The following is a 12,942-nucleotide window of genomic DNA, read 5'->3' on the forward strand; positions in this document are numbered from 1 at the left end:
TTTATTGAACCCTCCAAGGGTTTCAAACCCTTGGAGGGTTTGTTGGACAAATCTCAATGCGAGTCTCTTTTTACTTCCGAACCGGAGCTTCCCTGAAGGAAATCGAAGTCGACTCCTTCATGAGCCTGATTCACTTTATCCAAAAAGAGGTTGACATAGCCTCTTTCGTAAGGAAGTTGAGTAGGCACAAAGTTTTTTCTTCTCTTTTCAAATTCCTCTTCGGAAATCAACAGGTTCAAGGAGCGATTAGGTACGTCCAATTCAATGAGGTCTCCGTTTTGAACCAATGCCAAGGGCCCTCCAATAGCTGACTCCGGCGAAACGTGCAGCACGACTGTGCCAAATCCTGTTCCGCTCATCCGTCCATCGGAAATTCTGACCATGTCTTTGACTCCTTTTTCCAGAAGTTTTTTGGGAAGGCCCATATTGCCTACTTCCGGCATTCCGGGATAGCCTTTGGGTCCCACGTTTTTCATGACCATCACGCAGGTCTCATCGATGTCCAATTCAGGATCATCTACCTTGGCTTTGTATTCATCGATATTTTCAAAGACCACAGCCTTTCCGGTATGTTTGAGCAGGCTCGGAGTGGCGGCAGAGGGCTTGAGTACCGCCCCGTTAGGACAAAGATTTCCCTTCAGTACTGCGATTCCTGACTCGGGTTTGATCGGGTTTTCAAGCGTGCCAATCAGGTTTCTGTCCCAGCATTGAGCATTCGTGATATTTTCGCCCAGGGTTTTTCCATTCACAGTCAATGCATCGGTGTGCAGGTGTTTTTGGATTTCTTTCATGACTGCAGGCATTCCTCCGGCATAGAAGAGGTCTTCCACCCAGTGTTCCCCAGACGGCTGTACATTGGCGATAAGCGGGATTTTGGCAGAGAAGTGATCGAAATCTGTCAAGTCCAGTTCCACCCCGATTCGCTTGGCAATGGCAGTCAGGTGAAGGATAAAATTGGTTGAGCCCCCAATGGCGGCATTGACCATGATGGAGTTTTCGAAGGCCTTTCGTGTGAGGATTTTATCCATGGTGAGGTCTTCTTTGACCATCTCCACGATACGCATTCCTGCTAGGTGCGCCAATACTTTTCTTCTAGAGTCGGCAGCAGGTATAGTAGCATTGTCAGGAAGAGCAAGCCCCAAAGCTTCTACCATGGCCGCCATGGTCGAGGCGGTGCCCATGGGAGCGCAGTGCCCGATGGAGCGGGACATGGAGGATTCTACCTCGATCATGTCCTCTTGGGTGAGTTTGCCTACTTTGTAGTCCTCCGCAAACCTCCAGATATCGGAAGTGCCGATCTTTTTCCCCCTGAATCTTCCGATCAGCATAGGACCTCCGGAAAGGACTAAGGTGGGCAGATTAACAGAGGCGGCGCCCATGACCAGGGAAGGGGTAGTTTTGTCGCAGCCGCACATCAGCACGACCCCGTCCATGGGATTGGCGCGAATGCTTTCTTCCACATCCATGGAGGCAAGATTACGAAAAAGCATAGCAGTGGGCTTGATGGAGCACTCGCCAAGGGACATTACTGGGAATTCCAGGGGGAAACCTCCGGCTTCCCAGATTCCTCTCTTCAATGCTTCCGCCAAATCACGGAAATGGGCGTTGCAGGGAGTGAGTTCTGACCAGGTATTACAGATGCCGATGACGGGTTTTTCTCCTGTAAAAAGATGGTGGGGCAAGCCCTGATTTTTCATCCAAGAGCGGTAGATGATACCATCTTTGCCGGTACGGCCGTACCATTCTTGACTGCGGAGTTTTTTCTTTGACATAGGTTTTTCGGGTTGAGAGAATTTGGTCAGAAGTTACCAAAAAATCCCAAATCCAGAGAAAAACCTATTCTTTGAAACGGATAAGATCAGGCAGAAAGCTGAAATCAATTGGCCTCCATGGCCTCCAAAGCCTGCTCCAATGCCTGAAGATCAATCTCGAAATCAGCCAAAATAGTGGCTTTTTCAGAGCCTTTGTTGAGCGTATAAAAGTAGGGGATGTCCAAAGCAGAAGCGAGATTGAAGTAACACTGGGAAATGGAGTCACCTTCATTTCTCAATTCCAATACTCTGGCTCCTTCGGGTAAAAAAATCATGTTGGTCAAAGCTGCTCCGTGGAGACTTACCAGAAGTCGGGTTTCAGCCATCAGCTGAATTTGCTGCTTGAAGCTCAAGTCTTCTGCGTGAATGATTTCAAAACCACGTAAAATCAGCAGCCTCTCCACATCCGGTTCATTGGATACTTTTCTTTTAGGAGCTTTACTTCGGCTGATGTAGACCTTCCTAGTGGTTGGGTTTCCTGAGGTTAGGCTGAGTTTTTCCCTTGTCTTTTTTACCAAAGGAATATTGAACTGAGGATAGGGTGCAGTTCGTGCAGTGAGGATTAGAGTATCTACTCTCAGATTTTCTCTGGGAGAAAATGAAATATATTTTACTCCAAGCAAATTGAGTGAATCGACCACATAGGGAAGACTCATCATTGAGGAGGGAAGAATTACCGGAAAATCAGTGTCTTTTTCCAAGCCTTCCCAAATACGTGGCAGGCAATCGGTAATCCAGTGAAAGTAATTATGGCTCCACTCATCCAGAACCCACATTCCTTTGTCAACTCTCCTCCAGGATTTGGGGGCACAATAAACTGCCCGTTTTGCAAATTGCAAAGGGCCCAAAGCCTCGATATGGGTTCTTGAAGAATAGAATTTCAATTCTCCCGGAGAGAAAATAGTATCCTGGATAACCCAAGCATTTTTCAGATAAACCGGATGCAAGCGGGTAAAGGTCTCTTCAAGTGAATCTTGGAAGAGGGGAAGGTGCTCTTTCTTCAGATTGTTTGGGAGAGGCCGTTTGACTGAGATTTCCTGAAGCAAGGGGAAATGGTTTTGATCTGATTCAACCTGAATATTAGGGAATTCTCTCGATTTTAGCTCCTAGGGCATTCAATCGATCGTCGATATTTTGATATCCTCGGTCGATCTGCTCGATATTATCAATCACAGAGACTCCATTGGCAGACATCGCAGCAATGAGCAAAGCTACCCCGGCACGAATGTCAGGAGAAGTCATGCGTATGCCTCTCAGCGGATATTTTCTGTCCAGTCCGATTACTGTGGCGCGATGAGGATCACAGAGAATAATCTGGGCTCCCATATCGATCAATTTGTCCACGAAAAATAGACGTGACTCAAACATCTTCTGATGAACGAGTACGGTTCCCTTGGCCTGAGTGGCAGTCACCAGCACAATGGAAAGCAAATCCGGAGTGAAACCCGGCCAAATCTGATCAGCCACGGTTAGGATAGACCCGTCAATGAAAGTCTCGATCTCGTAGTGCTTTTGTGCAGGGATGAAAATATCATCGCCTCTGAACTCCATCTGAATACCCATCCTGCGAAAAGTCTCAGGAATGATGCCCAAGCGGTGAATCTGACAGTCTTTGATGGTAATCTCGGATTGGGTCATGGCAGCCATCCCGATGAAAGAGCCAATTTCAATCATATCGGGAAGCATGGTATGCTCAGTTCCTCCGAGTTCCTTTACCCCATCGATGTGTAGAAGATTGGAGCCAACTCCTGTGATTTTGGCTCCCATGCGATTCAGCATGTCGCAAAGCTGCTGCAGATAGGGTTCACAGGCGGCATTGTAAATGGTGGTTTTCCCTTCGGCCAAGACAGCGGCCATGACGATGTTTGCCGTACCGGTGACGGAAGCCTCATCGAGGAGCATATAAGTGCCCTTCAGGTTTTTCCCGTCGATATGGAAAATCTCGTTTTTGGCATCGTAGTGGAATTTTGCTCCGAGTTTTTGGAAACCAAAAAAGTGGGTATCCATCCTTCTGCGGCCGATTTTGTCTCCACCCGGCTTGGAAAGTTTTCCTTTGCCGAATCGGGCCAAAAGTGGTCCCAAAATCATCACGGAACCTCTTAGTGCAGAAGCTTTTTTGAGAAAATCCTCTGTTTCCAGATAATCGAGATTGACCTGATCGGCCTGGAATCGATAGGATTCAGGACCTAATTTTTCCACTTTCACCCCCATGTCCGACAAAAGCTCGATGAGCTTGTTGACATCCCGGATATTGGGAATCTTGTGAATGGTGACTGCCTGAGGGGTGAGGAGTACAGCGCAAAGAATCTGAAGCGCTTCGTTTTTTGCTCCTTGGGGTATTATTTCACCTTGAAGGCGTGTACCTCCGGTGACTCGAAAAGATGCCATTGATTATCTGCGTTTTTTGTGACCGTTGTTTCGGTGCTTTTTTTGATGATGCTTTTTCTTTTGGTTTCTTGATTCCTCCTCCTGATGTGGGATTTTGAAGTCCCTGCGGGTATTGGATTCGAAGAGTGCATTTTCTCTCACCTTTTCCAAGTCGATGTGAAGCTTGCCTCGAGAGAGCGTCTTGATATCATCAATGATGATGCCATCGTCGAAGTTGTCCCGGTTCCAGGTAGAGTGGAAACTCCGCATCAGCTGACCAATGTAGATGATGGCATTTTCCTGCTCCTCATCATTTTCGATTTCAATGGCTTTTTCGATCAGCTTTTCAATGTTTCTGCCGTAATGCTTGAATTTGACTTCCCCTCGTGGATAGCCGATTGGAAGTGGCTTTTTACCCAGAAGTTCTTTTTCAGGCTTTGGAAAAGGCCCATCCACATCCAGTCTGAAATCAGACATGATGTACAGGTCATCCCAAAGTTTCTGATCGTTTTCCAGCTTCATGGAAGGGTTTAGCTGCTTGATGATTTCGATGATGGTGTAGGCACTTTGTGTGCGCTTTTCCCTATCCTCGATTCCAGCTACATGATCGACGAGCTGTTGGATGTTTTTTCCGTATTCTTTCAAAATAAGTTGTTGTTTATCAGGTGGTGTATGCTCCATGGCGCTCCCGGGTTTTTCCATTCAAAAGGTAAAAAAAATTCACCAAAAGGAACCCGTCGCGGGGAATCAGTCTATGATTCTGAGCTTGGCAAAGCTAAGCAATAATGTTTTCTCCCCAAAATGCTCAAATTGGATGGTCGCTTTCCTGTTAAGTCCTTCTGTTTCAATTTTCTGTACTTTGCCATAGCCGAATTTCGGATGCTCCACGAGCTGCCCGGCCTGTAGGTTATTGGTATTGGAAGGCTTGAAGTCCGGACTCGGGGTGTGGATTTTCATCTGCACCGGCGTGCGGGTTTCGGGTTGCTTTTTGATTCCGATAAATCCCTGAGCTCCCGGAAGTCCCTCACTCCGCAAGGCTCCAGGCATTTCTCTGGTGGCAGACATGCGCTTGTTGACTTTGATGGTGGAGGGGTCGACCTCTTCCAAAAACCGGCTGGGCTCACAATTGAGCAAGCGGCCAAAGCGGTATCGGGTCAAGGCATAGGTCAGGTAAAGTTTGTCCATGGCCCGGGTGGTGGCCACGTAGAAAAGCCTCCGCTCCTCCTCCAAGTCTTCCCGACTCTGCATCATCATTTGGGAGGGGAAAAGATCCTCCTCCATTCCCACGACAAACACCTGCTTAAATTCCAGGCCTTTTGAGGAGTGAATGGTCATCAGCGTGATGGCATCACTTTGATTTTTGTCCTGATCATTGTCCGTGAGCAAGGCGATTTCCTGGAGAAAAGCCCCAAGACTTTTATCCGGATTTTCGGGATTGTCCACGTACTCTTTGATCGCATTGAGGAGTTCCTGTACGTTTTCGTAGCGGTTGAGGCCTTCGATGGTTTTGTCTTCGTAGAGTTCACGCAGCAATCCGCTCTGCTTGGCCACGGAGCTCGCCACTTCGTAGGCGTCTTTTCGCTCCATTTCGATCTGGAAGGCCTTGATCGTCGTGGCAAAATCATCCACGGCATTTCCTGCTCTTCCCGGGAGAAAACTGTGCGCATTTCGCACGACCTCCCAAAGCGGGATATCATGTTCGTAAGCCGCGACGAGCATTTTTTCCACCGAAGTGTCCCCAATTCCCCTTTTCGGGAAATTGATAATCCGCTTGAAAGCTTCTTCATCTGCTGGATTGACCGTAAATCTCAGGTAGGCCATGAGGTCTTTGATTTCTTTTCTTTGGTAGAAAGAAAGCCCTCCGACGATCTTGTAGGTCAGGTTCATTTTGCGAAGCGCTTCTTCTATCGCACGGGATTGGGAGTTGGTTCGGTAGAGGACGGCAAAGTCGCTGTTGCTGAGCTTTTTGTTGTTTTTTTCTTCGAAAATGGTCGTGGCCACGATCCTTCCTTCCTCATTGTCTGAGGTGGCTTTGATCAGCTCGATCAGGTCGCCGTCGGGATTGGAGGTCCATACGACCTTTTTGAGCTGAGCCTTGTTCTTGTCAATGATGGAATTGGCTGCTTCCACAATGGTCTTGGTGGAGCGGTAGTTTTGCTCGAGCTTGACGACAAAGAGGTCCGGGTAGTCTTTTTCGAAGTTGAGGATGTTTTGGATATCCGCTCCGCGAAAGGCATAGATACTTTGGGCATCGTCTCCGACTACACAGATGTTTTGGTGGACAGCGGCGAGCTTTTTGGTGATCAAATATTGGGAGACGTTAGTGTCCTGAAACTCGTCCACCATCACGTAGCGAAATCGCTGCTGATACTTGTTGAGCACGTCCAAGTGGTCGCGGAAGAGTACATTGGTATTGAAAAGCAGATCATCGAAATCCATAGCGCCAGCCTTGAAAAGGCGTTCTTGGTATTTCTGGTAAATGGCACACATTTTTGGCTTCATCGCAGCTTCGTCATCCGCTTTCACAAAAGGGTCTGCCTGATAAGCCTGCCAAGAAATGAGGCGGTTTTTAGCGCCTGAAATGCGTGAAAGTACCACTCCCGGCTTGTACACTTTGTCATCGAGTCTCATTTCCTTGACGATGGATCGAATCAGGGATTTGGAGTCGTCGGTGTCGTAAATGGTGAAATTGGATGGATAGCCGATTTTGTCAGCCTCTACCCTCAGGATTTTTGCAAAAACAGAGTGAAAAGTCCCCATCCAGGTATTTCTGGCTTCCAGCCCGACGAGTTTTTCGATCCGGTGCTTCATCTCATTGGCTGCCTTGTTGGTAAAGGTCAGAGACAAAATCTGAAAAGGATCGACCCCTTTGGCATAGATGAGATGGGCGATGCGGTAGGTGAGCACACGGGTTTTGCCCGAGCCGGCACCGGCAATGATCATGACAGGGCCGTCAGTTCGTTCTACAGCTTCCCGCTGCGGGGGATTGAGTTCCTTGAGGTAATCCATTAGTAAGTATCGAGTATCAAGTATCAGGTATCAAGATTTGAGACGGGGAAGACCGGAGACGGAAGAAGTGAGATGCAGGACGCAAGAAACAAGAAGCTAAATACATCATCAAAGAAAATGCCTTCCAATCCTTCCACTTCCCAATTCACTCTTCCAAACCCGACTATTTAGAATTTAGTACTGATTAAGTATCTGGACCAATTTTCCAATCTTCAAATCTTTCAATTTTCCAATTTAAACCTTCCACCGCTTATGGCTCCAAAGGTACAGGTCTGGCTGCCTTTTTATATTTTCCTCCAGCCTTCGGCAAAATTCATCCGTGATGCTGTGCGGAGAGGCATGATCATAGGGAGGGCTGGCAAGTGGCGCAAATTCAAACCGATAATGTCCCCGCTTCAGTTTGGTCATGGTACCAAAGAAAACCGGAAGCTCCATCTTTTTGGCCATAAATTCACCGCCTTCGAAGAAATAGGCCGGCCGGTTCAGAAAGTCTCTTTGGTAGCGCTTCTCCTTGCCGGGAGGTCTTTGGTCTGCAGCCAAATGTACAATTCTCGGCTCAGATCTCATGGTAATCATGCTTTTTCTAAACTCCCGCTTTTCTGTCATCACCCCTCCAAAATGGGTTCGGATAGAAAGCATCAATTGATCAAAGAAAGGATTATTCAGTTTGAGGTAAACGGTCTCGGCGGTGACTTTCGTGTTCAGCGCCACTCCGAGAATGGCCATTTCCCAGTTGAATACATGGCCTGCCATCATCAAGGCACTTTTTCCCTTGAGCACTTCTGCATCGATAATTTCCTGACCGACTACCTGGAATCGCTGCCTCAGTTCCTTTTCCGAAATCGTGAGCATTTTGATGGTCTCGGCAAAAAAGGCATCGGTGAAATTGCGGTAAAAGCTATTTCGGATGGCCTTTCTTTCCTCCGGGGATTTATCTGGAAAGGCATGCCTGAGGTTTTCGTCGATAACTTTTTTGCGATAGCGGATCACATACCTTGCAATCAGGTATAAAACATCTGAAAACAGGTATAAAACGGATAAGGGCAGACGGGAAATGAGTCTGAAGAAAAACATAGCTAAAGATATGCAGGGAAATTTTGGCTTCAGTCCTTAAGCCTTTGCAACAAAATAAATCAAATAGACTGACTTTCGGTTCAGACTTTAGGGATAAATTCAGGCTTTGATTACTTTTGAACCTTATGTCTGAAGTACAGCGCAGGAAATATACTCCGGAGGAGAAGACCGCCATCTTTGATGGGGAGTTTATGCCACACATAGACTCTATGTACAATTTTGCCTTCCGTCTCACCTTTGACGAGGACGATGCCAAAGACCTCGTGCAGGATACCTACATGAAGGCTTTTCGGTTTATCAACTCGTTTGAGCAGGGAACCAACGCCAAAGCTTGGCTTTTCAGAATCCTCAAAAACAGCTTTATCAACGAGTATCGGAAGAAAAGCAAGCAACCTGCCAAGGTAGATTATCAGGAAGTTGAAACTTTCTACAACTCCGATGATGTTGACTACCAAAGCACTACCGATCTGAGGGCTGAATCCGTCAAGGATATGCTGGGCGACGAGATTTCCAATGCCCTCAATGCGCTGGCAGTAGACTTCCGCACCGTCATTATTTTGGCAGACCTGGAAGGATTTACTTACGAGGAAATGGCCAAGATCCTGGATATCCCCATCGGGACTGTCCGGTCCAGGCTTCATAGAGCAAGGAATCTGCTCAAAGACAAACTGAGAGGATACGCCCAATCCATGGGCTACAATACAGACGAAGAGGAGGAATAAAACGATTACCAATGGAAAAAAACGAACAATCGGCAGGAGAGCGGAAGCTGCAATGCAGCGACGTGAGCAAGTGTTTTCAGCTGCTGGAAAGTATTCTGGACGGAGAAATGGGAGAGGAAGGCAAGGAAATCCTCAGAGACAAGCTGGCCAAATGTCAGCCTTGCTTTGAGCACTTTCATCTGGAGCAAGCCATCCGGGAAGTACTCAAGACCAAGTGTACCAAGCAGCCCTGTCCAGAACAATTGGCTGATTCTATCCGCCAAAAGATCCAAGAAATAAAATGAGTAAAGCCTCCGGCAAAGCCATTATCTTCTCCGCCCCCTCAGGTTCAGGGAAAACTTCCCTAGTCAAGCACCTGATTCAGCACGTCCCCGATCTTGGTTTCTCCATCTCGGCCTGTACCCGGGACAAGCGTGGTAGACATGAAGTACATGGCAGAGATTACTACTTTTTGAGCATCGCCGAGTTCAAGCAGAAAATCGATCAGAATGCCTTCGTGGAATGGGAAGAAGTCTACGAGGGGAATTTTTACGGTACGCTCAAGGAAGAAGTGCAGCGCATCTGGGACAGCGGCAAGGCGGTCATCTTTGATGTCGATGTGAAAGGGGGAATCGCCCTGAAAAAATATTTTGGAGATCAGGCCCTGGCCATTTTTGTAAAAGTCCCAAGCATGGAAGTCTTAGCTTCCCGACTGAATGATCGGGGAACGGAATCTCCTGAATCCCTGTCCAGAAGGTTGTACAAAGCGGAATTTGAGATGACTTTTGAGCCGCAGTTTGATGTGACGATCCTGAATGACGACTTCGAGAAATCTTCCCGGGAAGCCGTGAAGTTGGTGTCAGATTTTTTAGCCAAATAGGGGTCCATGAAAATCGGGCTGTATTTTGGAAGCTTCAATCCAATCCACATTGGCCATCTGATTATTGCCAATACCCTCTACGACCGCACCGACTTGGATGAGGTGTGGTTTGTGGTCAGTCCCCAAAATCCCTTCAAAAAGCGGCAGTCCCTAGTACACGAGTTTGACCGCCTGCGTATGGTCGAACTTGCCATCGAGGATCATTTCCATTTTCGGGCCAGTGATGTGGAGTTTCGTATGCCCAAGCCCAGCTACACCATCGACACGCTGACCTACCTGAGTGAGCAGCATCCCCAGCATCAGTTTGTGCTGTTTTTGGGTTCCGATAATCTAAAGCACTTCAAAAAGTGGAAAAATTACGAAGCTATTTTGGAGCATTACGAAATTTTGGTCTATCCCCGCCCCGGAGATCCGGTCAGTTTTGAGCATCCCAAAGTGAGGACCATTGAAGCACCCCTGCTGGATATTTCGGCGACTTTTATCCGGAAGTCCATACAAGAAGGGCACTCGGTCAAGTACCTTTTGCCGGAAAAGGTGGAGGAGTACATCTTGGCTAAGAAGCTGTATCAATAGCAATCGCCCAATTTTTACCGTTTGTAAAAAAAACGCCACTCCTGTAATTATCATTAAAATTAACAGACTAGGTATTGCGCCGACATCGGATTAAACTTAATTTAGTTTCAACTTTAAAATGAAGCCGTTTTTGGCCAAAAGCTTTTTAACCAAATCAAACTCTTTAAAAACTATGAAAAGAGTATTCTTCGGACTGGCGTTTTTGGGATCAGTCCTGATGTTCAATCAAGGGGCGAAGGCACAAGATGAAGGACTGGAACCAGGTCCTTGCTACCAAAGAATGTATTGGTGTGGTGATAAGGTGGAAGCTTTAAATTGTGAAACCTATCAAACTGGTACTAGGTGTTCCAGGAATTACCAACAATGCTACAGCTGTTAACTAGTAATGAGGCGGTTTGAAACCGCCTCTTTCCCTCATTATTTTAGACGATTATAATGAAATATTTCTTGTTGAGATCATTGCCTGTTCTATTTTTCTTTTACAGCTGCACATCAAAAGAACCCAAATCCTCCAACCCAGACTTTCTTACCCTTTCCATTTCAGATGCTGCATCCTTATCGGTTGCCGACTTGGAGATAGTTGACCTTATCCCCTTGGAAACCAACTCCCAAAATCTGATGGGAAATGACCTGAGGGTAAGAAGTAGCAATAACAAAATCTATGTAATGGATATCGCGCAGCGGGATGGAATCCATGTCTTTTCGGCAAGCGGACAATTCTTAAAAACCCTTGCGGTCAAAGGGGAAGGGCCTAATGAATTGAGAGGTTTGCAGGACTTTCAGATAGATGCAGAGGAACGGCTTTTTGTGCTCGCTACGTTAGGAGATCGTACGACGATTTATCAGATCAGTGAAGAGGGAGAGCTTCAGAAACTCACGGATACAGAATATTTAGCCAGTGCATTTACCCTTGCAGAAAATGGTGAATTTTACCTTTATGGGAGTTACAATAAGCCATTGGTGATGCATCGCTTGGCCCGGGTTGACTCTTCAGGAAAAGTTTTGGAGTCCTATTTGCCCAATGACTTTACCAATGAAATGCTTCCAATGACCGAGCGTAATTTTTATGAGACAGAGGGAGGAGACTTAGTATTGGCAGAGATTTTCAACGATACGCTTTACACCCTCCAAAATGGGAAGTTAAAGCCTTTGGTAAATATGGATTTGGGCCGTTATCAGATTCCCAAGGAATTTTGGGAAATGGACCTGATGCAGGGCTATCAGTTGATTCAGGAGGAAGGTTTTGCAGTATTTAAGTCTGCTTTTGCCAATCACAATCAAATTATTGCCAATATCCATTTCCAGGGGAATGAAATCGGTACTCAAAAGAAAGTTTACCTCTACGAAAGGTCGGAAGGGAAATTTCAAGTGTTGGATTATCCCGAACAGGAAGCCGAAATCTGGAATGATCCCATTGGCTTGGAAGAGGATCAAATCTGGTTTTTGACCTATCATTCGTTTCTACAAGAAATTCAGCATCCAAGCTTATCTTCTGAACTTTTGGCTAAAATCCCTGGGCAGGAGTTCGATTTTCCTATTTTGATCAAAGTAAAACTTAATTAAATGGCATGAGGCGATTTTTGATTTCTTTGATTTTTATGGGCATCCTTTTAGGATGTAAAGAGAAAGCTGAAAATGAGAAGATCAGCATTCCCGAAGGCCTTGAGGCAGTTGGATACGGGGGAAATTCAAAAGAGCTGTGTTTGAGTTGCTCCAAAAAATTGATTGCCTACCTGAACATAGAAATCAACTCCATGTATTTGTTTGGAATGAATCCGGGATTCTGGACGGATATGCGGGATAAATATCCCGAAATTGGTGTGATCTGGGTAATTGCCGGTCAAAACGCTGAGAAAAAACGGGATAGGGGCTATGTGATCCGAAGTTTGGAAGAGGCTCAGTTTCCCTTTCAGGTGCTCTATGATCCGGAAAACAGGTTTTTCGAGATGAATGGGCTCCAACCAGGAATCAATCCCAAAAGCAGTCTTAAATTCTTCTTTACCAAAGATGATGTATATTTTTCTTCACCCCAAGTTGGTATTCCTGAGCTATTTGAGGGGGAGGTGGAGGAGTTTTTAAAAGAGTAAAATAACGAATCCAGAGATCTACTGCTAACTAGGAACATGGCCTTACAAGTGTCTGTTTTTGAAAAAGGGAATCAAATAGTACTGTTTAAACTGATTTTACTCCGTTTGCAAAAAAAAACACCTTTCCTGTAATTATCATTAAAATTAACAGCCTAGGTATTGCGTAAACATCGGACTGAACTTAACTTAGTTTCAGCTTCAAAATGAAGCCGTTTTTGGCCAAGAACTTTTTAACCAAATCAAACTCTTTAAAAACTATGAAAAAAGTATTCTTCGGACTGGCGTTTTTGGGATCAGTCCTGATGTTCAATCAAAATTTGAAGGCAGATGAATCACTACCAGGTGATCAATGCCTATGGAAAAGACAAAGTTGTGGTCTTTTCCAAGGTAGTTATGAAGCATGTTTGGTAAACGGGGATGGTTTACCATGCTCTTGCGGA

Annotated in this window: 12 protein-coding genes; 6 read left to right on the plus strand and 6 right to left on the minus strand. The window is 46.1% G+C overall.

The genetic code is table 11. The annotated features are described in order from the left end of the window. Positions 1 to 53: 53 nt before the first annotated feature. The 6 genes from AAA938_RS01490 to AAA938_RS01515 all read right to left on the minus strand — a co-directional run bounded on the left by AAA938_RS01490 (position 54) and on the right by AAA938_RS01515 (position 8,294). On the minus strand, positions 54 to 1,772 hold the full coding sequence (locus AAA938_RS01490) for an IlvD/Edd family dehydratase (RefSeq protein WP_338226876.1): 1,719 nt from the start codon (positions 1,770 to 1,772) through the stop codon (positions 54 to 56). Positions 1,773 to 1,876: 104 nt separating this feature from the next. Beyond that, positions 1,877 to 2,857 (minus strand): glycosyltransferase family 61 protein, encoded by a 981-nt coding sequence (locus AAA938_RS01495; protein ID WP_338226877.1) that lies wholly within the window; start codon positions 2,855 to 2,857, stop codon positions 1,877 to 1,879. A 34-nt stretch (positions 2,858 to 2,891) separates the two neighbouring features. After that, positions 2,892 to 4,199: a UDP-N-acetylglucosamine 1-carboxyvinyltransferase gene (murA, locus tag AAA938_RS01500; RefSeq protein ID WP_338226878.1), complete on the minus strand. Its 1,308-nt coding sequence runs from the start codon at positions 4,197 to 4,199 to the stop codon at positions 2,892 to 2,894. Between the two features lie 3 nt (positions 4,200 to 4,202). Continuing rightward, the gene (locus AAA938_RS01505; protein ID WP_338226879.1) at positions 4,203 to 4,859 is read right to left on the minus strand and encodes a DUF4290 domain-containing protein; all 657 of its coding nucleotides are present in this window, start codon (positions 4,857 to 4,859) and stop codon (positions 4,203 to 4,205) included. Positions 4,860 to 4,925: 66 nt separating this feature from the next. Next, the gene (locus tag AAA938_RS01510; RefSeq protein WP_338226880.1) at positions 4,926 to 7,187 is read right to left on the minus strand and encodes an ATP-dependent helicase; all 2,262 of its coding nucleotides are present in this window, start codon (positions 7,185 to 7,187) and stop codon (positions 4,926 to 4,928) included. A 234-nt stretch (positions 7,188 to 7,421) separates the two neighbouring features. Then, positions 7,422 to 8,294 carry a lysophospholipid acyltransferase family protein gene (locus AAA938_RS01515; RefSeq protein ID WP_338226972.1) on the minus strand — a complete coding sequence of 291 codons (873 nt, stop codon included), beginning with the start codon at positions 8,292 to 8,294 and terminating at the stop codon, positions 7,422 to 7,424. A 92-nt stretch (positions 8,295 to 8,386) separates the two neighbouring features. Here AAA938_RS01515 and AAA938_RS01520 point away from each other — a divergent pair, with 92 nt between their 5' ends. The 6 genes from AAA938_RS01520 (at position 8,387) to AAA938_RS01545 (ending at position 12,502) form a co-directional block, all read left to right on the plus strand. Then, complete coding sequence (locus AAA938_RS01520; protein WP_338221031.1) at positions 8,387 to 8,983, plus strand: sigma-70 family RNA polymerase sigma factor; 597 nt, start codon at positions 8,387 to 8,389, stop codon at positions 8,981 to 8,983. Between the two features lie 11 nt (positions 8,984 to 8,994). Beyond that, on the plus strand, positions 8,995 to 9,267 hold the full coding sequence (locus AAA938_RS01525; protein ID WP_338226881.1) for an anti-sigma factor: 273 nt from the start codon (positions 8,995 to 8,997) through the stop codon (positions 9,265 to 9,267). Next, positions 9,264 to 9,842 carry a guanylate kinase gene (gmk, locus tag AAA938_RS01530; RefSeq protein WP_338226882.1) on the plus strand — a complete coding sequence of 193 codons (579 nt, stop codon included), beginning with the start codon at positions 9,264 to 9,266 and terminating at the stop codon, positions 9,840 to 9,842. Before AAA938_RS01525 ends, gmk begins: the two co-directional genes overlap by 4 nt. Before the next feature lie 6 nt (positions 9,843 to 9,848). Next, positions 9,849 to 10,415: a nicotinate (nicotinamide) nucleotide adenylyltransferase gene (gene nadD / locus AAA938_RS01535; protein WP_338226883.1), complete on the plus strand. Its 567-nt coding sequence runs from the start codon at positions 9,849 to 9,851 to the stop codon at positions 10,413 to 10,415. A gap of 435 nt (positions 10,416 to 10,850) precedes the next feature. Further along, positions 10,851 to 11,978: a 6-bladed beta-propeller gene (locus AAA938_RS01540; RefSeq protein ID WP_338226884.1), complete on the plus strand. Its 1,128-nt coding sequence runs from the start codon at positions 10,851 to 10,853 to the stop codon at positions 11,976 to 11,978. Positions 11,979 to 11,983: 5 nt separating this feature from the next. Further along, positions 11,984 to 12,502: a hypothetical protein gene (locus tag AAA938_RS01545; protein ID WP_338226885.1), complete on the plus strand. Its 519-nt coding sequence runs from the start codon at positions 11,984 to 11,986 to the stop codon at positions 12,500 to 12,502. Positions 12,503 to 12,942 lie beyond the last annotated feature (440 nt).

This window comes from Algoriphagus taiwanensis, assembly GCF_036245645.1.
Taxonomy (GTDB): Bacteria; Bacteroidota; Bacteroidia; order Cytophagales; family Cyclobacteriaceae; genus Algoriphagus; species Algoriphagus taiwanensis.